18 protein-coding genes are annotated in these 24,228 nt (G+C 71.9%); 12 read left to right on the top strand and 6 right to left on the bottom strand.

Going from position 1 to position 24,228, the window contains the following annotated elements:
* The first annotated feature begins 27 nt into the window (after positions 1 to 27).
* Positions 28 to 2,604 carry an aminopeptidase N gene (pepN, locus tag OG611_RS13775; protein ID WP_266419129.1) on the top strand — a complete coding sequence of 859 codons (2,577 nt, stop codon included), beginning with the start codon at positions 28 to 30 and terminating at the stop codon, positions 2,602 to 2,604.
* A gap of 156 nt (positions 2,605 to 2,760) precedes the next feature.
* Here the strand turns inward: pepN and alc are convergent, their stop codons facing one another.
* From alc to OG611_RS13750, 5 genes are all read right to left on the bottom strand, one after another.
* Positions 2,761 to 3,900 (bottom strand): allantoicase, encoded by a 1,140-nt coding sequence (gene alc, locus OG611_RS13770; RefSeq protein WP_266419126.1) that lies wholly within the window; start codon positions 3,898 to 3,900, stop codon positions 2,761 to 2,763.
* Between the two features lie 55 nt (positions 3,901 to 3,955).
* Positions 3,956 to 4,879 (bottom strand): LysR family transcriptional regulator, encoded by a 924-nt coding sequence (locus tag OG611_RS13765; RefSeq protein ID WP_266419123.1) that lies wholly within the window; start codon positions 4,877 to 4,879, stop codon positions 3,956 to 3,958.
* A 110-nt stretch (positions 4,880 to 4,989) separates the two neighbouring features.
* Positions 4,990 to 5,220: a hypothetical protein gene (locus tag OG611_RS13760; protein ID WP_124717671.1), complete on the bottom strand. Its 231-nt coding sequence runs from the start codon at positions 5,218 to 5,220 to the stop codon at positions 4,990 to 4,992.
* A gap of 67 nt (positions 5,221 to 5,287) precedes the next feature.
* Positions 5,288 to 7,489, bottom strand: coding sequence for a 4-alpha-glucanotransferase (gene malQ, locus OG611_RS13755; RefSeq protein WP_266419118.1), 2,202 nt, complete (start codon positions 7,487 to 7,489; stop codon positions 5,288 to 5,290).
* Positions 7,490 to 7,759 (bottom strand): hypothetical protein, encoded by a 270-nt coding sequence (locus OG611_RS13750; protein ID WP_266419116.1) that lies wholly within the window; start codon positions 7,757 to 7,759, stop codon positions 7,490 to 7,492.
* A gap of 311 nt (positions 7,760 to 8,070) precedes the next feature.
* On the opposite strand from OG611_RS13750, the gene OG611_RS13745 reads away from it, so the two are divergent.
* Complete coding sequence (locus OG611_RS13745; protein WP_266419113.1) at positions 8,071 to 11,085, top strand: beta-N-acetylglucosaminidase domain-containing protein; 3,015 nt, start codon at positions 8,071 to 8,073, stop codon at positions 11,083 to 11,085.
* Between the two features lie 44 nt (positions 11,086 to 11,129).
* Here OG611_RS13745 and OG611_RS13740 read toward each other — a convergent pair whose 3' ends face one another.
* Positions 11,130 to 11,666 carry an HNH endonuclease gene (locus tag OG611_RS13740; protein WP_266419110.1) on the bottom strand — a complete coding sequence of 179 codons (537 nt, stop codon included), beginning with the start codon at positions 11,664 to 11,666 and terminating at the stop codon, positions 11,130 to 11,132.
* 343 nt (positions 11,667 to 12,009) lie between these two features.
* On the opposite strand from OG611_RS13740, the gene OG611_RS13735 reads away from it, so the two are divergent.
* The 10 genes from OG611_RS13735 (at position 12,010) to OG611_RS13690 (ending at position 24,198) form a co-directional block, all read left to right on the top strand.
* Positions 12,010 to 13,074 carry a mechanosensitive ion channel family protein gene (locus OG611_RS13735; RefSeq protein ID WP_266419108.1) on the top strand — a complete coding sequence of 355 codons (1,065 nt, stop codon included), beginning with the start codon at positions 12,010 to 12,012 and terminating at the stop codon, positions 13,072 to 13,074.
* Between the two features lie 219 nt (positions 13,075 to 13,293).
* A complete protein-coding gene (locus OG611_RS13730; protein WP_266419105.1) occupies positions 13,294 to 14,517 on the top strand; it encodes an ROK family transcriptional regulator in 1,224 nt (407 codons plus the stop codon).
* Between the two features lie 62 nt (positions 14,518 to 14,579).
* Positions 14,580 to 15,917, top strand: a complete 1,338-nt coding sequence (locus OG611_RS13725) for an ABC transporter substrate-binding protein (protein WP_266419103.1) — start codon at positions 14,580 to 14,582, stop codon at positions 15,915 to 15,917.
* A gap of 7 nt (positions 15,918 to 15,924) precedes the next feature.
* A complete protein-coding gene (locus OG611_RS13720) occupies positions 15,925 to 16,866 on the top strand; it encodes a carbohydrate ABC transporter permease (RefSeq protein ID WP_266419101.1) in 942 nt (313 codons plus the stop codon).
* 1 nt (position 16,867) lies between these two features.
* The gene (locus OG611_RS13715; RefSeq protein ID WP_266419098.1) at positions 16,868 to 17,770 is read left to right on the top strand and encodes a carbohydrate ABC transporter permease; all 903 of its coding nucleotides are present in this window, start codon (positions 16,868 to 16,870) and stop codon (positions 17,768 to 17,770) included.
* 3 nt (positions 17,771 to 17,773) lie between these two features.
* The gene (locus OG611_RS13710) at positions 17,774 to 19,039 is read left to right on the top strand and encodes a 6-phospho-beta-glucosidase (RefSeq protein WP_266419094.1); all 1,266 of its coding nucleotides are present in this window, start codon (positions 17,774 to 17,776) and stop codon (positions 19,037 to 19,039) included.
* Entirely contained in the window at positions 19,030 to 20,004 is a 975-nt protein-coding gene (locus OG611_RS13705) for an N-acetylglucosamine kinase (protein ID WP_266419092.1), read from the top strand. Before OG611_RS13710 ends, OG611_RS13705 begins: the two co-directional genes overlap by 10 nt.
* Before the next feature lie 371 nt (positions 20,005 to 20,375).
* Complete coding sequence (locus OG611_RS13700) at positions 20,376 to 21,713, top strand: hypothetical protein (RefSeq protein ID WP_266425833.1); 1,338 nt, start codon at positions 20,376 to 20,378, stop codon at positions 21,711 to 21,713.
* Between the two features lie 11 nt (positions 21,714 to 21,724).
* Complete coding sequence (locus OG611_RS13695; RefSeq protein ID WP_266419089.1) at positions 21,725 to 22,768, top strand: glutamate ABC transporter substrate-binding protein; 1,044 nt, start codon at positions 21,725 to 21,727, stop codon at positions 22,766 to 22,768.
* Between the two features lie 104 nt (positions 22,769 to 22,872).
* Entirely contained in the window at positions 22,873 to 24,198 is a 1,326-nt protein-coding gene (locus OG611_RS13690) for a hypothetical protein (protein WP_266419086.1), read from the top strand.
* Positions 24,199 to 24,228: the final 30 nt, after the last annotated feature.

Raw genomic sequence — 24,228 nt, 5'->3', positions numbered from 1 at the left:
AACGTCACATACCAAGGAGATGACCGCGTGCCTGGCACCAATCTGACCCGCGAAGAGGCACAGGAGCGGGCGCGCCTGCTGACCGTGGACGCGTACGAGATCGATCTCGACCTCTCCGGAGCGCAGGAGGGCGGCACCTACCGGTCCGTGACCACCGTGCGCTTCGACTCCGCCGAAGCCGGTGCGGAGACCTTCATCGACCTGGTCGCCCCGGCCGTGCACGAGGTCGAGCTGAACGGCAAGGCGCTGGACGTCGCGGCCGTGTTCCGCGACTCGCGCATCGCGCTCCCGCACCTGGTCGCGGGCTCCAACGAGCTGAAGGTCGTCGCCGACTGCTCGTACACCAACACGGGCGAGGGCCTGCACCGCTTCGTCGACCCGGTCGACCAGCAGGCGTACCTCTACACCCAGTTCGAGGTGCCGGACGCGCGCCGGGTCTTCGCGAGCTTCGAGCAGCCTGACCTGAAGGCGACGTTCCGGTTCACCGTGACGGCGCCGGAGGGCTGGACGGTCATCTCGAACTCGCCGACGCCCGAGCCGCGGGACAACGTCTGGTCCTTCGAGCCGACGCCGCGCATCTCGTCGTACATCACGGCCCTGATCGTCGGCCCGTACCACTCGGTGCACAGCAGCTACGAGAAGGACGGCCAGTCCGTCCCGCTCGGCATCTACTGCCGTCCGTCGCTGGCCGAGTTCCTCGACGCGGACGAGATCTTCGACGTCACGCGGCAGGGCTTCGACTGGTTCCAGGAGAAGTTCGACTACGACTACCCGTTCGCCAAGTACGACCAGCTCTTCGTCCCGGAGTTCAACGCCGGCGCGATGGAGAACGCGGGCGCGGTCACCATCCGCGACCAGTACGTGTTCCGTTCGAAGGTGACGGACGCGGCGTACGAGCGGCGTGCGGAGACCATCCTGCACGAGCTGGCGCACATGTGGTTCGGCGACCTCGTCACCATGGAGTGGTGGAACGACCTGTGGCTGAACGAGTCGTTCGCCACGTACACCTCGGTCGCCTGCCAGGCGTACGCGCAGGGCTCGAAGTGGCCGAACTCCTGGACCACGTTCGCCAACTCCGAGAAGACCTGGGCCTACCGCCAGGACCAGCTGCCGTCCACGCACCCGATCATGGCGGACATCCGTGATCTGGACGACGTGCTGGTCAACTTCGACGGAATCACCTACGCCAAGGGCGCCTCGGTCCTGAAGCAGCTGGTGGCGTACGTCGGCATGGACGAGTTCTTCAAGGGCGTCCAGGCGTACTTCAAGGCGCACGCGTTCGGCAACACCCGGCTGTCCGACCTGCTGGGCGCCCTGGAGGAGACCTCCGGCCGCGACCTGAAGACCTGGTCGAAGGCGTGGCTGGAGACGGCGGGCATCAACATCCTGCGCCCGGAGATCACCACGGACGGGAACGGTCACGTCACCTCGTTCACCGTGCTCCAGGAGGCCCCGGCCCTCCCCGCCGGTGCGAAGGGCGAGCCGACGCTGCGCCCGCACCGCATCGCCATCGGCTGCTACGACCTCGACGGCTCCGGCAAGCTGGTCCGTACGGACCGCATCGAGCTGGACGTCGACGGTGCGCGCACGACCGTGCCGTTCCCGGCCGGTACCGCCCGCCCCGCCGTGATCCTGCTCAACGACGACGACCTCTCGTACGCGAAGGTCCGGCTCGACGAGGAGTCGCTGCGCGTCGTCACCGAGCACCTCGGCGACTTCACGGAGTCCCTCCCCCGCGCCCTGTGCTGGGCCTCCGCCTGGGACATGACCCGCGACGGCGAGCTGGCGACCCGCGACTACCTCGCCCTGGTGCTCTCCGGCATCGGCAAGGAGTCGGACATCGGCGTCGTCCAGTCGCTGCACCGCCAGGTGAAGCTGGCGCTGGACCTGTACGCGGCGCCGGAGTGGCGCGAGGCCGGGCTGACGCAGTGGACCGAGGCCACCCTCGCGCACCTGCGCGGGGCGGAGCCGGGCAGCGACCACCAGCTGGCCTGGGCCCGCGCCTTCGCGGAGACGGCCCGCACCCCGCAGCAGACGGACCTGCTGCAGTCGCTGCTCGACGGCAAGGAGACGGTCGAGGGCCTGGCCGTCGACACGGAGCTGCGCTGGGCGTTCGTCGAGCGGCTCGCCGCGACCGGTCTCCTCGAAGAGGACGAGATCGCCGCCGAGTACGAGCGCGACAGGACGGCGGCGGGCGAGCGCCACGCGGCGACCGCCCGCGCGGCACGCCCCACCGAGGAGGCGAAGGCGGAGGCGTGGGCCTCGGTCATCGAGTCCGACAAGCTGCCGAACTCCCTCCAGGAGGCGGTCATCGCCGGCTTCGTCCAGACCGACCAGCGCGAACTGCTGGCTCCGTACACGGAGAAGTTCTTCGCCACGGTCAAGGACGTCTGGGACTCGCGCAGCCACGAGATGGCACAGCAGGTCGCCATCGGCCTCTACCCGACCCTCCAGGTCTCGCAGGCCACGCTGGACGCCACGGACGCCTGGCTCTCCTCGACGGACCCGAGCGCGGCCCTGCGCCGGCTGATGTCGGAGTCCCGCTCGGGCGTCGAGCGCGCCCTGAGGGCCCAGGCCGCGGACGCGGCGGCGGCCACGGCGTGACGCGCTGACCGGTGAGACAGTGAGGGGCGCCTCCCGTGGTGGGGGCGCCCCTTCGTTCGTGCCCCGGACGGCCTGGTGCTGGAAACCCGCCCGTCGGACGGGCGCGGTCGCGCAGCCGTCCGACGGGCGGGAGCAGGGGGCCCGGAGCCGGGGGGGTTACGCGCCGGACTCCTCGTAGCGGCGGGCCAGTTCGGCCGCGCCGGACTCCGTCAGGCTGCCGTACAGGCGCATGCGGGCGACGCCGCCGTCCGGGAAGGCGTCGAGGCGGACGTGGGTGACGACCGCCTGGGCGCGGAGCGGGAAGCGGTGCGGGGTGTCGGGCTGGAGCCTGGTGCGGGGGATGATCTCGAACCACTCGCCGGTCTCGCCGTTGCGGCCCTGGAGTGCGATCCAGCCGGCCGCGTTGCCCTTGAGGTACGCGGTGTCGATCTCGACCGCGCGGACCGCGCCCTGGGCGGGGAGGCGGAAGCGGACCCAGTCGTTGGTGTCGCGGACCCGGCGGCGGCGGTTCTCCCAGCCGTCGTCCATCTTCCGGGAGGTGCCGGGCAGGATGATCTGGGTCGGCGAGGAGTAGAAGCGGTCCGAGGCGTCCTCGTAACTGCCGCCGTTCAGCACCGAGATCAGGTCGAACGTGCCGAGCGTGGCGAGCCAGGACGGGTCGGGGAGGACCTCGCCGTGGACGCGGAGGCGGGCGATGCCGCCGTCGGGGTGCTGGCACAGGCGTACGTGGGTGCAGCGGCGGCCGCCGGTGATCTCGAAGCCGTTGGCGGCGTGGCCGCGTACGGGGGTCGGCGGGACGATCTCCTCCCACTTCACTTCGTCGGCGAGGAGTTGGGCGGGGCTGGGCGAGCCCTCGACCGCGGTGGCCTGGATCGAGACGCGCTGCGGGTAGTTGCCGCGGAAGTGGGCCGTGTCGACGACGATGCCGCGGATGATGCCGGGGGCGCCGAGCCGGATCAGGGCCCAGTCGTGCTCGTCGGGGGCCGGGAACGGGTGGTCCGCGTCCGCGCCGCGCCGGCGGCGGGTCTCCCAGCCGTCCATGATCTTGCCCTTGTGGCCGAAGTGCTCGGGGTCGAAGGCCGCGCGCTCCCGGACCAGGAGGTTCTCGCGCTGGGCGAAGAACTCGTCGTTGGCGGCGATCACGCCCGCGCCAAGGCGGCGGTCGGCGAGGTCGACGAGTTCGGTGAAGGGCAGGTCGGTGCCGCGGTAGTCGGCGTACGGGTCACCACCGCCGTACGGGGCCGCGTCGTTGGCGTGGGGGTCGTCGTGGTGGTTCTCATTCTGGTCGAAGGTCATGCACCTACTGTCACGGCCCATGACCCATCAGGTCCATCGAAAGTTTTTGCATCGTCTATTCAGTCGAAGTGAACGATTCGGCGGTCGCGGTGAGCGCCGCGAGCACCCTGGCCACCGCGGGGCCCCGTTCGGCGCCCTGGCGCACCGCCGCCACCACATGACGGCGCGGCTGGTCGGCGTCGAGCGCGCGCATCACCACGCCGCCCCGGCTGTGCCGTTCCGCCGACGCCATCCGCGGGATCAGCGCCACCCCCAGACTCGCCTCGACCATGGCCAGGATCGCCGTCCAGCCGGAGGCGCTGTGCGCCTGCTCGGGCACGAATCCGGCGGCCTCGCACGCCGCCGTGGTGATCTGCGACCAGGGGCCCGAACCGCCGAAGATCCACGGGTCGCCGGAGAGGTCCGCCAGGCGGAGGGCGGGCGCGGCGGCGAGGCGGTGGTCCGCGGGCAGGGCCACGTCCAGCGGGTCGGCGAGCAGGGGCAGCACCGCGAACCGGGGGTCGCGGGCCGTCGGGGCGTGCGCGGCGAGGGACAGGGCGAGGTCGACGTCACCGGCGACCAGGAGTTCGTACGCCTGCGCGGCCTCCGCCTCCCGCACCCGCACATCGGGCCCCGGGCGCTCCTCGGCGCGCAGCCGCTGGATCGCCGGTACCACGAGGACGGGCACGGCCGTGGAGAACGCGGCGATCCGCACCTCGCCGGCCTCGCCGCGCAGATAGCCGGTCAGTTCGGCGTCGGCGCGCTCCAGTTGGGCGAAGACGGCCTCGGCGTGGCGCAGCACGAGATGCGCGGCGTCGGTGAGCCGGACGCGTCGGCCCTGGGCCTCCAGGAGCGGCACACCGAGCTGCCTGGAGAGGCTGGACAGTTGCTGCGAGACCGCGGAGGGCGTCATCAGCAGGGCCTGCGCGGTCGCGGTGACCGTGCCCCGGTCGCGCAGGGTGCGGAGGATGCGGAGCTTCTTGACGTCCCACTCGATCATGGCCGCAACCTACCCGGCGCCGAGGGCGGGGTGCCCGGCCGCGGACACGCGTGTGCGCCGCGCGGTACTCACGGAGTACCTGCGGCGCACCCGGGACGAGCGTGTGGGTACTAGGCCTGCTTCTTGGACTTGTCCAGGACCATGACCAGGCCCGTGATGACCAGGAACAGGACGATGGGTGCCACGACGTAGAGGCCGATGGTCTCCATCGCGCTCAGGCCGGGCCCCGGGTCGTCACCGTCGTCGCGGGTGAGCGCGAGCGCGGGGGACGACATGAGCAGCATCATCAGCGTCGTTCCGGCCGCGACGGCGCCGGCGCGCATAGCGTTCTTCTTGTCCACGGTGCAAACGTAGCGAACGCCCGCGAGGGGCGCGCGCCCGGGGGTGCCGTACGGGGTCGGGGACGGATCACGGGCGGGGGTGCGGGCGGACTTCCGGGTGGCCTTCCGGGCGGTCCCCGCTCGGGCGGAAGACCTCCATCAGCCGGTGCAGGCGGGGTGCGGCGGCCAGCTCCTCCAGGGTGACCGAGTGACCCTCCGCGTCGGCGACGGGCAGGCGCCAGTTGGGGTACTGGTCCCAGGTGCCGGGGAGGTTCTGCGGGCGGCGGTCGCCGAGCGCGTCGGGCAGCCAGACGCCGGTCAGACGGGCGGGGGTGCGCAGCAGGAAGCGGTGCACGGCACGGACGGCGCCCTCCTCGTCGCCCTCGCCCTCGGGGAGCAGCCCGAGCCTGGCGAGATACCCCAGCCATTCGGCGGTGTCGGCCGCGTCCGCCGTCAGCTCCTGGTCCAGGGGGCGGGTGAGCAGGCCCAGGCGGTGGCGGAGCGTCACGTGGTCGCCGGTCAGCCGGGCCGCGGTGGACGGCAGATCGTGCGTGGTGACGGTGGCGAGGCAGCCCTCGCGCCACTCCTCGGGGGCCAGTGGGCGGCCGGTGCCGGCCCAGTCCCGTTCGAACCAGAGGACGGAGGTGCCGAGCACACCGCGCCGGGCCAGCGCCTCGCGGACCCCCGGCTCGACGGTGCCCAGGTCCTCCCCCATCACTGCCGCGCCGGCCCGGTGCGCCTCCAGGACGAGGACGGCGAGCATCGCCTCGGCGTCGTGGGCGACATAGGTGCCCTCGGTGGGCGGGCGCCCCTCGGGCACCCACCAGAGCCGGAACAGGCCCATGACGTGGTCGATGCGCAGGGCGCCCGCGTGGGCGAGGAGCCCGCGCAGCAGTCCGCGGTACGGGGCGTAGCCGGAGGCGGCGAGGACGTCCGGGCGCCACGGGGGCAGGCCCCAGTCCTGGCCCCGGGCGTTGAAGGCGTCCGGGGGCGCCCCGACGGACATGCCGTGCGCGAAGGCGTCCTGCTGGGCCCAGGCGTCGGCGCCGCCGGGGTGCACACCGACGGCGAGGTCGTGGACGATGCCTACGGCCATGCCCGCGTCGAGGGCGGCGCGCTGGGCATCGGCGAGCTGACCGTCGGTCAGCCAGGCGAGCCGGCAGTGGAAGTCGACCCGGTCCAGCAGTTCGCCGCGGGCTCGGGCGGTCTCCTTGGAGCCGGGGTCGCGCAGCTCGGCGGGCCAGCCGTGCCAGTCGGAGCCGTGCACCTCGGCGAGGGCGCACCACAGGGCGTGGTCCTCCAGGGCCTGCCCCTGCCCGGCCAGGAAGTCGCAGTACGCGGCGCGACGGCCCGGGGTGAGGGGCACCCGATGCACGAGTTCGAGAGCCTGGCGCTTGAGCTCCCAGACGGCGTCACGGTCGATCAGGGCGCCCTTGTTGAGGACGGTGTCGCTGAGCGTCGCGGCGTCCTGGCGCAGGTCGTCGAGGGTGCCCCGGTCGGTCATGTGCCCGTACTCGGGGATGGACTCCAGGTGCAGATGCACGGGGTCGGGGAAGCGCCGCGACGACGGGCGGTACGGGGAGGGGTCGGTGGGGCGGCCGGGCACGGCGGCGTGGAGCGGGTTGACCTGGACGAATCCGGCGCCGAGGACCCGCCCGGACCAGGCGGCGAGGTCGGCGAGATCCCCGAGGTCGCCCATGCCCCAGGAGCGGGCGGAGAGCAGGGAGTAGAGCTGGACGAGGAAGCCGTGACCGCGGGCGGGCGGGCGGGGCGCCCGGGGCGGGGCGACGACGAGCGTGCCGGTCGCGCTCCGGCCGCCGGGGGCCCGTACGGCCAGCCGGTGCACCCCGAACGGCGGCTCGGCCCACCAGGCGGGGACCGCGGGCGCTCCCGCCCCCGCCGCGTCCGCCGGATCCGCAGGCCCGTCGACGGCGCCCCGTACCGAAACGGCCGGATCCGGTCGGTCGGCCGGAATGCGCATCCGCGGGGGCGGGGCCGAACCGGGGTCCTCGGGGCCGATGTCCAGCGTGGTGCCGGGCGGCAGGGCGGTCAGGGCATCGGGCAGCGGCTCACCGGACCACACCACCACCGTCGGCGGAAGCAGCCGGGAGCGGGCCGCGGACTCGGCGGCGGCGAGCGATTCCCGTACCGCTCGGGGCGTGCCGGCGTCCACACCGAGCGCGGCGAGCACGGCGACGACCGTCTCGTCGGGGACGGACACCGTCACATCGGCGGACGGGGAGTAGGAGGTGGCGACGCCGTGCAGTGCGGCGAGCCGGGACAAGCCCATTCAGACTCCTGGGAACTCCGTGCCCCACGCGCCGCCGGACGTGGCCGGCTCGCTGGTCAGCGGGGCATTTACGGCGAGCGGGGGTTCGCTGGTCAGAGGTGTGGCGTCGGCGAGCGGCGGCTCGCTGGTGAGGGGTATCGCATCGGCGAGCGGCGGCTCGCTCGTCAGCGGGCCGGGCGCGGGAGCCGGGAACGCGTCGGGCCACGGGGCGGCGGGGCCGGGTACCTGTGCGGGGAGGGCGGGGAGCAGAAGCTTCGCGGCGGCGGGCATGGCGGCCTCCTGGCCGTGGGGAAAGCAGGACACAGCAGGCCTACCCGGCGGGCTCGACCACAGACGTAGGCGTTATCACAACGAATTCAACGTGCTCTGGGTCACATTCCGTTCCCCGCAGGCCTGTTCTCCGTAAGTTGTCCGCTGTTTTCGGCCATCCGGCGTCATCTTTGGCGTCCGCCGCCCCGGCCCGCCGCCCCCTGCCCCACCTGCCGCATCGGGCATTTCCGGCACACCACCCACGCGCATTGACACCCTCGCGCCCGGGTGGTGGGCTCGGAGCCCACCGGCGGTGACGAGGGAGACGAGCGATGCGGCTCAGGCGCGGAAAGCAGGCAACGGCCATCGCGGTCGCCGTGCTCGGCGGACTGCTCTCCACGGGAGCCCCGGCCGCCGTCGCGGCCCCTTCCGATCCCGGCTCCACCGCCGTCGCCACCCCCGACCGCGCGGACGATGCCGCGCTGCCCGCCGTGTGGCCCCGGCCGCAGTCCATCGAGGCCGCCGGGGCGTCCGTACCGCTCTCCGCCGAGGTCACCCTCGTCGCCGGCTCGCACGCCGATCCGTACGCGGTCGACGCGCTCCGGAAGGTCCTGCGGGACGCGGGCGTGCGGACCGTCCACGAGGCCCTGCCCGGCCGCGGCCCGGTGATCCGGCTCGGCGGCGACGGCGCCCGGGACGCGCTGCGCACGCTGCACGCCCCCGAGCGCGGCGATCTGCCCTCCGGGGGCTACCGGATCGCGGTCGGCCGGGTCGCGGGGCGGGACACCGTCGCCCTGGACGGTGTCGGCGAGGACGGCCTCTTCCACGGCGTGCAGACACTGCGTCAGCTGATCCGGGACGGAGGCGTCGCCGGGGTCACCGTCAGGGACTGGCCGGGCACCGCCGTACGCGGAACGACCGAGGGCTTCTACGGGCAGCCGTGGACCCTCCAGGAGCGGCTGGCCCAGATCGGCTTCATGGGGCGTACGAAGCAGAACAGGTATCTGTACGCGGCGGGCGACGATCCGTACCGGCAGGCCCGTTGGCGCGACCCGTACCCGGCCGACCGGCGCGCCGGCTTCCGGGCGCTGGCCGAGCGGGCCCGCGCCGAGCATGTGACGCTCGGCTGGGCCGTCGCCCCCGGCCAGGCCATGTGCATGTCCTCGGCCGGCGACGTGAAGGCGCTGACGAAGAAGCTCGACGCGATGTGGGCGCTGGGTGTGCGCGCCTTCCAGCTGCAGTTCCAGGACGTCAGCTACAGCGAATGGCACTGCGACAGCGACGCCGACACCTTCGGCAGCGGCCCGCAGGCGGCGGCCAGGGCGCAGGCGCGGGTGGCCGGCGAGGTGGCGCGGCACCTCGCGGAGCGGTATCCGGGTTCGCAGCCGCTGTCGGTGATGCCGACGGAGTTCTACCAGGACGGCTCCACCGACTACCGCGAGGCGCTCGCCGAGGAACTGGACGACCGGGTCCAGATCGCCTGGACCGGTGTCGGGGTCGTGCCGAGGACCATCACCGGCGGGGAGCTGGCCGGTGCCCGCGCCGCGTTCGGGCATCCGCTGGTCACGATGGACAACTACCCGGTCAACGACTACGCCCAGGACCGGATCTTCCTCGGCCCGTACACCGGCCGGGACCCCGCGGTGGCCACGGGTTCCGCGGCGCTCCTCGCCAATGCGATGGAGCAACCGTCCGCGTCCCGCATTCCGCTCTTCACCGCCGCCGACTTCGCCTGGAACCCGAAGGGTTACCGGCCGCAGGAGTCCTGGCAGGCGGCGATCGACGATCTGGCGGGCGGTGACGCACGCACCAGGGACGCGCTGCGCGCGCTGGCCGGGAACAGTGCGACGTCCGTGCTGGGCGGTGACGAGTCCGCGTATCTGCGGCCGTTGCTGGCCGCGTTCTGGAAGTCCCGCGCGGCGCACGACGCAACGGCGCGGACCGACGCGGCACGCAGGCTGCGGGAGGCGTTCACCGTGATGCGGCAGGCCCCGCAGCGGCTGAAGGGCCTGGCGGACGGGCGTCTGGACGACGAAGTGCGGCCGTGGTCGGAGCGGTTGTCCCGGTACGGCCGGGCGGGCGAGCTGGCCGTCGATCTGCTCCAGGCCCAGTCGCGCGGCGACGGCGCCGCCGCCTGGCAGGCTTCGCTGGCCCTGGAACCGGTGCGCAAGGCCGCGAAGGCGGACGGCGCCACGGTCGGCAAGGGGGTCCTGGGCCCGTTCCTGGACCGGGTGCGCCGGGAGGCCGATGCCTGGACGGGCGTGGACCGCGGCGACGGTACGGTGACGAAGGCTCCGGGCAGCTACACGGTCCGGCTGGACCGGGCCCGCCCGGTGGAGGCCGTGACGGCGATGACCCTGCCCGGCGGCGGCACCTTGGCCGGCGCTGCGCTGGAGGCCCGGGTGCCCGGCGAGGGCTGGCGCCGCCTGGGCGCGTTGTCGGCGACCGGCTGGACCCACACGGCGGCGAAGGGGCTGCGGGCCGACGCGATCCGGATCAGCTGGCCCACGGGCGGTCCGTCGTTGCCCCCGGTCCTCTCCCGCACCCTGGCGCCGATGGCCCCGGGCGGCGATGTCTCCGGGAGCGCCCGGGTACCGGCTCCGCGGGTGCACGCGCTCGTGCCCTGGTTCGGCGACGAGCCCGCGGCCCGGCTCGATCTCGCGCGCGGCGAGACGGACGCCGAGATCGGCGGCGGGCCGCAGCGGGTCGAGGCGCGCCTCGCCGCCCGCCGCCCGGCGGAGGTACGGGGCGCGCTCACCGCGAAGGCGCCCAAGGGCATCAAGGTGGACGTCCCGAAGCAGACCAGGGTGCCGCGCGGTTCCCGTACCGACGTCCCCGTCGACATCACGGTCCCGGCGGGCACCCCGGCCGGGGAGTACGAGGTGCCGTTCAGCTTCGGCGACGAACGCAGCACGCTCACCGTCCGGGCGTTCCCGCGCACCGCGGGCCCCGATCTGCTGGGCACCGCCACCGCGTCCTCGTCCGGCGACGAGACCCCGGACTTCCCGGCGGCGGCCGCCTCCGACGGCGATCCGGGGACCCGCTGGTCCTCACCGGCCGAGGACGGCGCCTGGTGGCAGGCGGAACTGCCGCGGCCCGCCCGGATCGGCCAGGTGGTGCTGCACTGGCAGGACGCGTACGCCACCCGCTACCGCGTCCAGGTCTCCTCGGACGGCCGCAGCTGGCGCACGGCGGCGACCGTCCGGGACGGCAGGGGCGGGCGCGAGTCGGTCCGCATGGACGCGAAGGACGCCCGCTACCTCCGGGTCCAGGGCGATGCCCGGGGCACCGAGTTCGGCTACTCGCTCTGGTCGGTGGAGGCGTACGCCGTCGCCGCGACGGAGTAGCGATCCGGGCCGTTGCCGCCCCGGGACGACGAAGGCCCGGATCCTCAGGCAGAAATGCCGTCGGTCCGGGCCATGGCGTCGTCCGCGCCGAACGGTTGCAAGTACGGCAACCAGCGCGGGTCGCGATGTCCCGTGCCGATGATCCGCCAGGCCAGGCCCGTCGGCGGGGCGGGTTGCTGGTGCAGCCGCCAGCCGAGCTCCGGCAGGTGCCGGTCCGCCTTGACGTGGTTGCAGCGGCGGCAGGCCGCGACGACGTTGTCCCAGACGTGCTGTCCGCCGCGGCTGCGCGGAATCACGTGGTCGACGCTGGTCGCGGCGGCGCCGCAGTACATGCAGCGGCCCCCGTCCCGGGCGAACAGCGCCCTGCGGGTCAGCGGTACGGGTCCCCGGTAGGGAACGCGGACGAACCGCTTCAGGCGGACGACGCTGGGGGCCGGGACGGCCCGGGTGGCACTGTGCATGAAGGCGCCGGACTCCTCGAGACAGATGGCCTTGTTTTCGAGGACGAGGACGAGCGCGCGGCGGAGCGGTACGACGCCGAGTGGCTCGTACGACGCGTTGAGAACCAGGACATGCGGCACGGTGGATGCCTCCTTGTACGCCGGCGGCGCGTGGCTCGCGCCGGGACGATCCGATCTCAGTCTCTACTCCTGCCTGGTGGAAGCGCCACCACGTGCGGGTAACGGGCCGGAAGGATTTTTGCCCCGGTCCCCCGCCGCCCGCGCCGCGGCCACAGGCGGAACGGGCGCTTCGGGCCCGCTGTCGCAGCGGCCCGTGGCCGGTGTGCGATCGGCCGCAGAAGACCGCTGCCGGCCCCCGGCATCCACCCGTGAGACGCGTCTCTCCCCTCGGTCGCGACAACGGAGTACTCCCGATGCCCCGTTAGTGTGGTCGGGCCGCCGTCGCCCATCTGGAGGTCCCACCGTGTCCCTGTCCGCCCTGTTGGCCGCAGCCCCGTCACCCGAGCCCGGCAGCTCGTTGGACGAAGCCGCCAAGCAGGCCGGCGACGCCGCGGGCTGGGTGGAGGAGAACTGGTCCACCTGGCTGAACACCGGTCTGCGCATCATCCTCATCGCAACCATCGCGATCGTGTTGCGGATCGCGATCCGGCGTGCTCTCACCAAGCTCATAGAACGGATGAACCGCAGCGCCCAGGCGGTGGAGGGCACCGCGCTCGGCGGGCTGCTGGTCAACGCGGAACGCCGCCGTCAGCGCTCGGAGGCGATCGGTTCGGTACTCCGCTCGGTCGCGTCGTTCCTGATCCTCGGCACGGCCGCCCTGATGATCCTGGGCGCGTTCCAGATCAACCTGGCCCCGCTGCTGGCCTCCGCCGGTGTGGCCGGTGTGGCACTCGGTTTCGGTGCGCGCAACCTGGTCACCGACTTCCTCTCCGGTGTCTTCATGATCCTGGAGGACCAGTACGGCGTGGGCGACACCATCGACGCGGGCGTCGCCTCCGGCGAGGTCATCGAGGTCGGCCTGCGGGTCACGAAGCTGCGCGGCGACCACGGCGAGATCTGGTACGTCCGCAACGGCGAGGTGAAGCGGATCGGCAACCTCAGCCAGGGCTGGTCGACGGCCGGCATCGATGTGACGGTGCGTCCCACGGAGGACCTCGACAAGGTACGTACGGTCATCACCGAGGCCGCCGCGGCGATGGCCAAGGAGGACCCCTGGAACGAGCGTCTGTGGGGCCCGGTGGAGGTCCTGGGCCTGGACGCCGTGCTCCTGGACTCGATGACGGTCCGGCTGAGTGCGAAGACGATGCCGGGCAAGGCGCTGGGCGTGGAGCGCGAACTGCGCTGGCGGATCAAGCGGGCCTTCGACGAGGCGGGCATCCGCATCGTCGGCGGCGTCCCGGCCCAGGCGGACGAGCCCTCCGCGGCCGACCCGGCGGCCGGCATGGCCGCCCCCTCGGCCTACGCCTCCGCCACTTCCCCCCAGTCCCTGGCCACGGCCCCGATCGCCCCGCCGAACATCTCGAAGTAGTACGCGCCGTGCGGGCGTCCGGCGGGCCGATGGGATCTCAACTCGGTTCGCCGACGACCCGGTTGGGCATGCGTCACCATGGACCCGGACATTCCGGAAGTGTTCCAGGTAACGCTTTGGTTGCCACCGCGGCGCTTCCCATTGACGGCCAGGTGACGCGCGCATACCGTCCTCTCACCGAATAGGAAACTTTCCTAACAGAGGGCAGGTGCAGCGCTCATGGCCGGAACCACACCGGGTACCCCCCGCGTTCTGCGGGCCATGAACGACCGGGCCGCCCTCGATCTGCTGCTGGAGCACGGTCCCCTCTCGCGGACCAGGATCGGGAAGCTGACCGGGCTCTCCAAGCCCACCGCTTCACAGTTGCTGGCACGGCTGGAGGCGGCCGGACTGGTCGTCGCGACCGGGACCGTGGCCGGGCGGCCGGGGCCCAACGCCCAGCTGTACGGGGTGAACGCGCGGGCCGCCCATGTCGCGGGACTCGATGTGAACGCCCGCCGGATCGTCGCCGCCGTCGCCGATGTGACCGGGGAGACGGTCGGGCACTTCGAGCTGCGCACCCCCGGACGGCGCGCCGACAGCGTGGTGCGGCAGGTGGCGGAGGCGCTGGACGGGGCGGTGAAGGACGCCGGACTCACCCGTTCCGATGTGCACCGGGTCGTCATCGGCACCCCGGGCGCCTTCGACCCCGGTACCGGGCGGCTGCGGTACGCCTCGCACCTGCCGGGCTGGCACTCCCCCACGCTGCTGGAGGAGCTGGCCGCCTTCCTGCCGATGCCGGTGGAGTACGAGAACGACGTGAACCTGGTCGCGGTGGCCGAGCAGCGGGCGGGCGCGGCGCGCGGGCACGAGGACTTCGTCCTGCTGTGGAACGAGGAAGGGCTCGGTGCCGCCCTCGTCATCAACGGACGGCTGCACCGCGGCTTCACCGGTGGCGCGGGCGAGGTCGGTTTCCTGCCGGTGCCGGGTACCCCGCTGGTCCGTCAGGTCACCAAGGTGAACGCGGGCGGCTTCCAGGAGCTGGCGGGCGCGCAGGTGCTGTCCCGGCTGGGCCGGGAGCTCGGCATCGACGACGAGCTGATCCGCGCCCCCGGTACCCACCACGAGGTCGCCGCCCGGCTGCTCGCCCGCGCCGCCGAGGCCGCGGAGGCGGGCGAGGACGGCCCGTACCCCCGGCTGCTCGATCTGTTCGCCACCGGCCTCGCGACCGGTCTCGCCTCCATGATCGCCGTGCTCGATCCGGAAGTCGTCGTGCTGTCCGGCGAGGTGATCGCGGCCGGCGGGGAGCCGCTGCGCTGCCGGGTGGCGTCCGAGCTCACCGAGCTGGCGGCCTCCCGGCCCCGGCTGATCGCCGGGGACGTGAAGCGCCGCCCCGTACTGCGCGGCGCGCTGGAGAGCGCACTCGCCACCACCCGCGACGAAGTCTTCGACACGTCCCGCTGACCCCTTCTCGGCCCGCCCTCTTCCTCCGTACCTCCGCCCCCATCCTTCACCGGGAGACCGCCATGTCCGGAAACCGCCGGAAGACGGCCGCCGCGCTCGCCGCGACCGCCGCCATATCTCTGCTCGCCTCGGCCTGTATGGGCCAGAGCAACTCCGGTGCCAGTGATGACCCGTCCAAGGAGACGACCATCAACTTCTGGCACGGCTGGATCTCCCCGAACGAGGTCAAGGGAATCCAGGCGACGGTCGACGCCTTCGAGAAGGCGCATCCCAACATCCATGTGAAGGTCGTCGGCAACATGACCGACGACAAGGTCAACCAGGCACTGCGGGCGGGCGGTTCGAACGCCCCGGACGTCATCTCGTCGTTCACCACGAACAATGTCGGCAAGTTCTGTTCGTCGAAGGCGTTCGTCGATCTCAACCCCTTCCTGAAGAAGGACGGGATCGACCCGGACAAGACCTTCCCGAAGGCGATGAACGACTACACCCAGTTCGACGGGGTGCGCTGCACCGTGCCGCTGCTCGGTGACGCGTACGGCCTCTACTACAACAAGGACGCGTTCGAGAAGGCCGGGATCACGCGGCCGCCAAGGACCTGGTCGGAGCTGGCCGAGGACGCCAAGAAGCTGACGAAGACCAAGGGCGACTCGTACGAGCGGCTCGGTTTCATGCCGAACTACCACGGCTACGAGACGACGACCGAGCGCTACCTCGGCGCCTGGGACCCGAAGTACTTCGACGCGGACGGCAAGTCGAACATCGCCAAGGACCCGTCGTTCGCCGCCATGCTCACGACCCAGAAGAAGCTGGTCGACGACCTGGGCGGCTACGAGAAGCTGGAGAAGTACCGCACGTCCTTCGGTGACGAGTGGGGTGCCAAGCACCCATTCCACACCGGCCAGGTGGCGATGCAGCTGGACGGCGAGTGGCGGCTCGGGATGGCCGAGGAGACCAAGCCGAAGTTCGAGATCGGCGTCGCCCCGATGCCCGTCGCCGACGACCAGGCCGACACCTGGGGCAAGGGCTATCTGACCGGCACCATCGCCGGGATCGCCGCCACCTCGAAGAAGCAGAACGCTTCCTGGGAGCTGGTGAAGTTCATGACGACCGACACCGACGCCGTGGTGAACTTCGCCAACGCCATCCACAACGTGCCGTCCACCCTGGCGGCGCTGAAGTCGCCCAAGCTGAAGTACGACCCGCGGTTCAAGACCTTCCTGGACATCGCCGCGAACCCGAACAGCACCACCACCCCGCCCTCGGTGAACGGCGGCGCGTACCTGGTGTCCCTGCAGAACCTCGGATTCGACATCGAGAAGGGCAGGCAGAAGGACGTCAAGGCGGGTCTGGAGAACACCGCCAAGGAAATCGACGCGGCAATCGCACAGGCGAAGTAGAACCGCGATGACCACCTACACACTCCGTTCGAAGCGCCGCCGGTCGGCGCTGCGGACAGCGGCCTTCATGTCGCCGTGGCTGATCGGGTTCTGTGTCTTCTTCGCCTACCCGCTGATCTCCACGCTCTATTTCTCCTTCACCGACTACGACGGGTTCTCAGCCCCCGAGTTCAGCGGGCTGAAGAACTGGTCCTTCGTCTTCAACGACTACCCGCTGTTCTGGCCGGCGCTGCGCAACACGCTCTGGCTGGTCGTGGTGATGGTCACCTGCCGGGTGGTGTTCGGCCTCGGCATCGGACTGCTGATCACCAGGATCAAGACGGGCGCCGGGGTCTTCCGCACCCTGTTCTACCTGCCGTACCTGGCCCCGCCGGTCGCGGCGACGCTCGGCTTCGTCTTCCTGCTCAACCCCGGGACCGGGCCGGTCAATTCGATCCTCGGCGAGCTGGGGCTCCCCACGCCCGGCTGGTTCACCGACGCCGCCTGGTCCAAGCCGGCCCTGACCGCGCTCGCGGTGTGGGGGGTGGGCGACCTGATGGTGATCTTCATGGCCGCCCTGCTGGACGTACCGAAGGAACAGTACGAGGCGGCGGAGCTGGACGGGGCGACCTCGTTCCAGCGGTTCCGCTTCGTCACCCTGCCGAACATCTCGCCGATCATCATGTTCGCGGTGGTCACCGGGATCATCCAGACGATGCAGTACTACACCCAGCCATTCGTGGCCGGGAAGGTCGCCTCGGGTGTGATGGGCGGCTCCGGGCAGCAGTTCGAACCGGGCTATCCCGACAAGTCGACACTGACGCTTCCGCAGGTCGTCTACAACCTCGGTTTCCAGCGCTTCGACTACGGCTCCGCCTGCGTGGTCGCGCTCGTTCTCTTCGTACTCGCCATGGCGTTCACCGCACTGCTGATGCGACGCCGCAGCGGACTGATCCAGGAAGGTGAGTGACGTGGCGCAGGTACTCGACGCCGTCAAGGAAGCCGACCCCGCGACCGGCCCGGTCACCCCGGCCGAACACAGGGCGCGCCGCAAGTCGCTGCTGAACTGGATCGCCGTGCACTCGCTCGGGGTCGCCGCCGCGCTCTTCTTCGTGCTGCCGTTCGTCTTCCTGGTGCTCACCTCGCTGATGAACGGCCAGCAGGCGCTGACCCGCGATCTGTGGCCGCACCCCTTCGAGTGGAGCAACTACCAGCGGGTGTTCGACACCGACGGCTTTCTGACCTGGTGGAAGAACACCCTGCTGTACGCGGGGCTCGGCACCGTCCTCACGGTCGTCTCCTCGCTGCCCGTGGCGTACGCGCTCGCCAAGTTCCGCTTCCGCGGCCGGCATCTGTCGCTGATGCTGGTCATCTCGATGATGATGCTGCCGCCGCAGGTCGTCGTCATCCCGATGTACCTGTTCTGGGCGAAGCAGCTGGACCTGTCCGGCACGCTCTGGCCGCTGATCATCCCGATGGCCTTCGGCGACGCGTTCTCCATCTTCCTGCTGCGGCAGTTCCTGCTGACCATCCCGAACGAGTACCTCGACGCGGCGAAGGTCGACGGCTGCGGCGAGCTGCGCACCCTGCTCAAGGTCGTCGTGCCGATGGCCAAGCCGGGCATCGCCGCCGTGGCCCTCTTCCAGTTCTTCTACGCCTGGAACGACTACTTCGGCCCGCAGATCTACGCCTCGGAGAACCCGGCCGCCTGGACGCTCAGCTACGGCCTGGAGTCCTTCAAGAGCGCACACCACACCGACTGGAACCTGACCATGGCCGCGACCGTACTGGTCATGGCCCCCGTGATCCTCGTCTTCTTCTTCGCCCAGAAGGCGTTCGTCGAGGGCGTCACACTGACCGGAGTAAAGGGCTGACCTATGAAGCTGGCAGTAGTTGGTGGCGGGTCCACCTACACACCTGAACTGATCGACGGCTTCGCCCGGCTGCGGGACACGCTGCCCATCGAGGAGCTGGTGCTCGTCGACCCGGCGGCCGACCGCCTGGAGCTCGTCGGCGGCCTCGCCCGGCGGATCTTCGCCAAGCAGGGCCACCCGGGGCGGATCGTCACCACCTCGGACCTCGACGCGGGCGTCGCCGACGCCGACGCCGTCCTGCTGCAGCTGCGCGTCGGCGGCCAGGCCGCCCGCAACCAGGACGAGACCTGGCCGCTGGAGTGCGGCTGCGTCGGCCAGGAGACCACCGGCGCCGGCGGCCTCGCCAAGGCGATGCGCACCGTGCCGGTCGTCCTGGACATCGCCGAGCGGGTCCGCCGGACCAACCCGGACGCCTGGATCATCGACTTCACCAACCCGGTGGGCATCGTCACCCGGGCACTGCTCCAGGCCGGCCACAAGGCCGTCGGCCTGTGCAACGTGGCGATCGGCTTCCAGCGGAAGTTCGCCCGGCTGCTCGACGTCACTCCGGCCGAGGTCCACCTCGACCATGTCGGGCTCAACCACCTGACCTGGGAGCTCGGGGTGCGCCTCGGCGGCCCCGAGGGCGAGAACGTCCTGCCGAAGCTGCTCGCCGAGCACGGCGACACGATCGCGGACGATCTCCGCATGCCCCGGGCGATCACCGACCGGCTGGGCGTCGTCCCCTCGTACTACCTGCGCTACTTCTACGCGCACGACGCGGTCGTGCGGGAACTCGGCACCAAGCCGTCCCGCGCGGCCGAGGTCGCCGCGATGGAGAAGGAGCTCCTCGCCATGTACGGCGATCCGGCGCTGGACGAGAAGCCCGCGCTGCTCGCCAAGCGCGGCGGCGCCTTCTACTCGGAGGCGGCCGTGGACCTGGCGTCCTCGCTGCTCGGCTCGGGCGGCTCCCCGGTGCAGGTGGTCAACACCTACAACAGGGGAACGCTGCCGTTCCTGCCGGACGACGCGGTGATCGAGGTGCAGGCCCGGGTCGACGGCACGGGCGCCACGCCGCTCGCCGTTCCCGGGCTGGACCCGCTGTACGCCGGTCTGATCGCCCACGTGACGGCGTACGAGGACCTCGCCCTGGAGGCCGCGCTCCGCGGCGGACGGGACCGGGTGTTCAAGGCGCTGCTCGCGCACCCGTTGATCGGCCAGTTCGAGTACGCCGAGGCGCTCACCGACAAGCTGATCGCGCACAACCGGGAGCACCTGGCGTGGGCGTGAACGCTTTGGTCCTCGCGATCGACGCGGGGAACAGCAAGACCGACGTGGCGCTGATCGGTGCGGACGGGACGGTGCTGTCGACGGCCCGGGGCGGTGGTTTCCAGCCGCCGGTCGTCGGCGTGGAGGCGGCACTGGACGTCCTGGCCCCGTTGCTCGCACAGGCCCTGGCCGGCTCGGAGCGGCCCGTCGACGGCGTGGAGCATGTGTCGGCGTGCCTGGCCAACGTCGATCTCCCGGTGGAGGAGACCCAGTTGACCGAGGCCCTGGTCCGCAGGGAGTGGGGCCGCACGGTCGAGGTGCGCAACGACACCTTCGCGATACTGCGCGCGGGGGTGGACGAGCCGCGCGGTGTGGCCGTGGTCTGCGGTGCGGGGATCAACTGTGTCGGCATGATGCCGGACGGGCGGACCGCGCGGTTCCCCGCCATAGGCCGGATGTCCGGTGACTGGGGCGGCGGCGCCGGGCTGGCCGAGGAGGCCATGTGGTTCGCCTCGCGGGCGGAGGACGGCCGCGGTGAACCGACCGAGCTGGCCCGCACCTTGCCCGCGCACTTCGGGCTCGGCTCGATGTACGCGCTGATCGAGGCGCTGCATCTGGGCCGGATCGAGTTCGAGCGCCGGCACGAGCTGGCTCCGGTGCTCTTCGCGACCGCGGCGGCCGGGGACCCGGTGGCGGGCGCGCTGGTGGACCGGCTGGCGGAGGAGGTCGTCGCGATGGCGTCGGTCGCGCTGGGCAGGCTGGACCTGCTGGGCGAGGAGGCGCCGGTGGTGCTGGGCGGCAGCGTGCTGGCGGCCCGCCACCCGCAGTTGGACGCGAAGATCACCGAACTCCTCGCGGTGCGCGCCCCGAAGGCGGTGCTGCGGGTGGTGGCGGAACCGCCGGTGCTGGGAGCCGCGCTGCTCGGCCTGGACCACACGGGCGCGCCCGCCGCGGTCCACGAGAGGCTGCGCGCACAGTACAGCTGACAGGTCGTTCCCGGCCAAGGGGCGTTCCGCGGCGTTCTCGCGCCGCGGAACGCCCCTTGCGCACGGGAACCGTTCAGTTGTCCCGGACGTGTTCATGAGTGGGGAGATCGGCCCGCATCGGGTACTGGTCCGCCGATCGGCTTGATCGGCGGCGCAGGCCTTGATCGAATGCGTGTGATCGCATCCATGGGCCGATGCACGATCCAGACGTTCCTGGTGTGGATGTCGGTCCCTGCGGTCATACTTCATGGCCGGGCACCAGTCCCCGATCGGCCGGGGGTCGGGCCACCGTCAGTGACCGAGGGGGAGGTCGAGTGACATACCCGCCGAATGTGCGCACGGCGCCGGAACACGAGCGGGCACAGCCGCCCGTGCCCGCGACCGTACCCGCTCCGCCGCAGCGCGGTGCGCTGTCCGTGACGGCCGACAAGGTGCGGGCCGCGGCCACCACCGAGCCGGGCAGGCTCCAGATCATCGGGGCCGTGCTGGCCCTGCTCGTCGTGGCGTTCGGGGCCGTGACGGCCTTCGAGATCGCCGACCGGGCGTCCGCCGCCGACGACGTGGTGGGCCGCAGCCAGCCGCTGAGCGCCGACGCGGCGGCCGTCTACCGCTCTCTGGCGGATGCCGACACCGCCGCGGCGAGCGGCTTCCTGGCCGGGGCGCAGGAGCCGGCCGATGTCCACGCCCAGTACGAAAAGGACATCAAGGAGGCGTCCCGCCTGCTGGTGAGGGCCGCTGCCAACACGGACGCGTCGACGAAGTCCGGGCAGGAGATCACCACGCTCAACGTGGAACTCCCCCGCTACACGGGCCTGATCGAGCGGGCCCGCGCCAACAACCGGCAGGGCCTGCCGCTGGGCGGGGCCTACCTCCGGTACGCCAACCAGAAGATGAGCAATGTGCTGCTGCCGGCCGCCGAGCGGCTGTACGCGGCGGAGACCGGTCGGCTCGGCGAGGACAGCGATTCGGCCAGGACCTGGCCGTTCTTCTCGTTCGGGCTCGGTGTCGTGACGCTGGCCGCGCTGTTCTGGGCGCAGCGGCGCAACTACCGCAGGACGAACCGGGTGTTCAACCACGGGCTGCTCGTCGCGACCGCGGCGTCCACCGTGGTGCTGCTGTGGCTGGCCGTGGGGCACACGGTGGCGCGGTCCGAGCTGCATGCCGCCGATGTGAACGGGCAGCAGTCCCTCGATGTGCTCAACCACGCGCGGATCGACTCGCTGAAGGCGCGCGCCAATGAGAACCTCACGCTGGTCGCCCGTGGCGCGGTGCTCACCCCGGACGGCAAGCACGACAAGTACGAGACCGACTACAACACGGGCATGAAGGCCCTCGGTGAAGAGCTGAGGAGAGCCGGACAGCTCGCCGGTGACGACGACGGGGGGAGCCGACCGGTGGCGAAGGCCGTCGATGCCGTCTCCGATTGGCAGGGCCGCCACCGGACCGCCCGCACGGCCGACGACAGCGGCGACTACGAGGGCGCGCGGACGCAGATCATCGGGGCGAAGGACTCCACGGGCGAGTCCTTCGAACGGGTGGACAAGGCCCTGGAGCAGGCGCTCGCCCATGAGCAGGACGAGTTCACCCGGGCTGCGGAGGACGGGCGCGGGGCGCTGTGGGGTCTGCCGGCCGGGGCCGCGGCGCTGGCCGCGCTGGGGGCCGTGGCCGCGATCGTCGGGGTCAACCGCAGGCTCTCGGAGTACCGGTGAGAGGGGTAGCGATGACCAGGAAGCGCACGGGCGCGTGGTCCGCCCGGGTGAGGCTGCGCGGCTGGGGCGGGGTGACGGCCATGGCCGCGGCCTGCGCGGTGACGGCCTCGCTCACCCTGCTGCCGCTCTCCCACGGCGGCGCCGAGGCGTTCCGCGGGGATGTCGCGGGCCAGGGTGCCGCACAGGCGGTCCAGACCAGGGCCGACGAGTGCACGGACCCGGAGGCGAGCCTTCCACCGCGGTCCGACAGCGGTCCGAGCATCGAGAAGATCAAGGCGCGCGGAAAGCTGATCGCGGGCATCGACCAGAACAGCTTCAGCTGGGGGTACCGCAACCCGGAGAGCGGCAGGATCGAAGGCTTCGACATCGATCTGGTGCGGGCCATCGCCGAGAACATCCTGAACGATCGGAACGCGGTGATCTTCCGGGCGATTCCTACCAACAAGCGGGCCGAGCTCCTGGCGAACGGCACGGTCGACGTCGTCGTGCGCACGATGACGATCAACTGCAAGCAGCTGCAGAAGGTCTCGTTCTCCACCGCCTACTTCCAGGCCGGGCAGCAGGTCCTCGCGCCGAAGGAATCGACGATCACCGGGTACGACAAGTCCCTGGCCGGCAAGCGGGTGTGCACCGCCAACGGCTCGACCGCCTACGACGCGCTGAAGAAGCAGTCGTTCGGGGCGATCTTCGAGGACCCGCACGACGGCACCGACAAGGACGAGAACCAGCTCACCGTCCCCAACCAGCTGGACTGCCTGGTGCGGCTGCAACTGGGCGAGGTCGACGCCGTGGTCACGGACAACGCGCTGGCGGCCGGCCAGGCCGCCCAGGACCCGGCGGTCGAGCTCAAGGGCGACAAGCCGTTCACCACCGAGTACTACGGCGTCGCGACGAAGCGCGGCGCGAACGATCTGGTGGCCCGGGTCAACCAGGTACTGGTCGACTACCGCGCGGGCGGCAAGGACAGCCGCTGGATGCAGTCGTACCGGGACTGGCTGCAGGACGGTCTGCCGGGGATAACGGGGCCGCCGGCCCCCAAGTACCGGAGCAACTGACGCCGGGCCGGCCGGGTGGACGCGACGGAGCGGACCCGGCCGGAGAGACAGTGGCACTGATCCTGCCGGGACCCGTCCCGGCAGGAAGAGCGGAGAGGTGATCGATGGGCGTCGCGGGCCCCTTTCCCGGCCATGCGGCCGGGCCCCCCGTCCCGGTCATGGACCGGGACGAGGCGGACCGTGCGCTGGCCCGGCTCGGCGCGGAGCACGAGGCGATCGAGACCTCGCTCCTCGCCCTCCAGGACCACGCGGGCCGCCGGCTCCTGGAGGGCGCCGATCTGACCGGTGTCACCAAGGAACGCTGGGCCTCGACCGATCAGGCGATCACGCTGCTGTGGGGGTATTTCGACGCCTACGCGGGAGCGCTCGCCCAGGCGCGTGCGGTGCGGGCCCGCCGCCGCTATCCCAACCGGGACGATCTGGTGGCCCTCACCGAGCTGCTGCGCGGCCAGGGCGTCACCGTGGCGCACGCCGCGGCGCGCCCCGATCCGTCGATCGCCGGTCCGGCCAGGCTCTCCGAGCGGTTCACGCTGGAGGAGCTGGTCGCCCGGATGAACGAGCTGTACGCCCGCTCGCTGGACATGGTCGTCGCCTCCGACTCCGTATGGTCCGCGCTGCCCGCCCGGATAGATCTGCTCGCCGCCGAGCTGCACCGCACCCGCTCGCTGGCGCACTCCGTGGGGGTGCGGCCCGGTGAGCACCCGGCGGGCGACGACCTGGAGGCGATTACCCACGAACTGACCACGCTCCGGGTGCAGGTGATCTCCGATCCGCTGGCGTTCTGGCTGCCGGGACCGGGCAGTTCGGCGCCCGGCGGCGGCCGTCCCGACACGGCGCGCTACGACCGGGCGGCCCGCGCCCTGGACGATGTGCGCCGCGAGATCGAGGCGGTGCTCGCGGTCCGGCAGGACGCCGAGCAGCGCCTGGTCCAGCTGCGCGACGTGCTCTCCCGCGCGGACCGCACCCTGACCGAGGCCCGGTCGGCGCGCGGCGAGGTGCTGGCGAAGATCGCGGCCTCCGAGGTGCCCGCGGTCAGCGGCCCGGCGACGGTGCTCCAGGAGCGGCTGGCCGCCGCTTCGGAGTACCGCAGGCATGCCCAGTGGCACCGGCTGTCCCCGCTCCTGGAGACGCTGGAGCGGGAGGCCGAGGAGGAATTGCTGCGGGCCCGCGAGTCGTTGACCGCGGTCACGGCCCCGCTGGCGGTACGGGCGGAGCTGCGCGGCAGGCTCGACGCGTACAAGGCGAAGGTCGCCCGGCACGGTCTGGCCGAGGACCCGCTGCTGATCGAGCGGTACGACGCGGCGCGCCGGATGCTGTGGAGCGCGCCGTGCGATCTGCGGGTCGCCGGACAGGCGGTGCTTCGCTACCAGGAGGCGGCGGCCGAACTGCTCTCCCAGCGCCGGACACCGGGGCCGGAGGACCGGCGATGATCACAGGTGTGCGCAAGGTGGAAGGGCCGC

It is taken from the genome of Streptomyces sp. NBC_01363 (genome assembly GCF_026340595.1).
Lineage (GTDB): Bacteria > Actinomycetota > Actinomycetes > Streptomycetales > Streptomycetaceae > Streptomyces.
The sequence above is the reverse complement of the archived record's forward strand: the minus strand, read 5'-3'. Positions and strand labels throughout refer to the sequence as shown.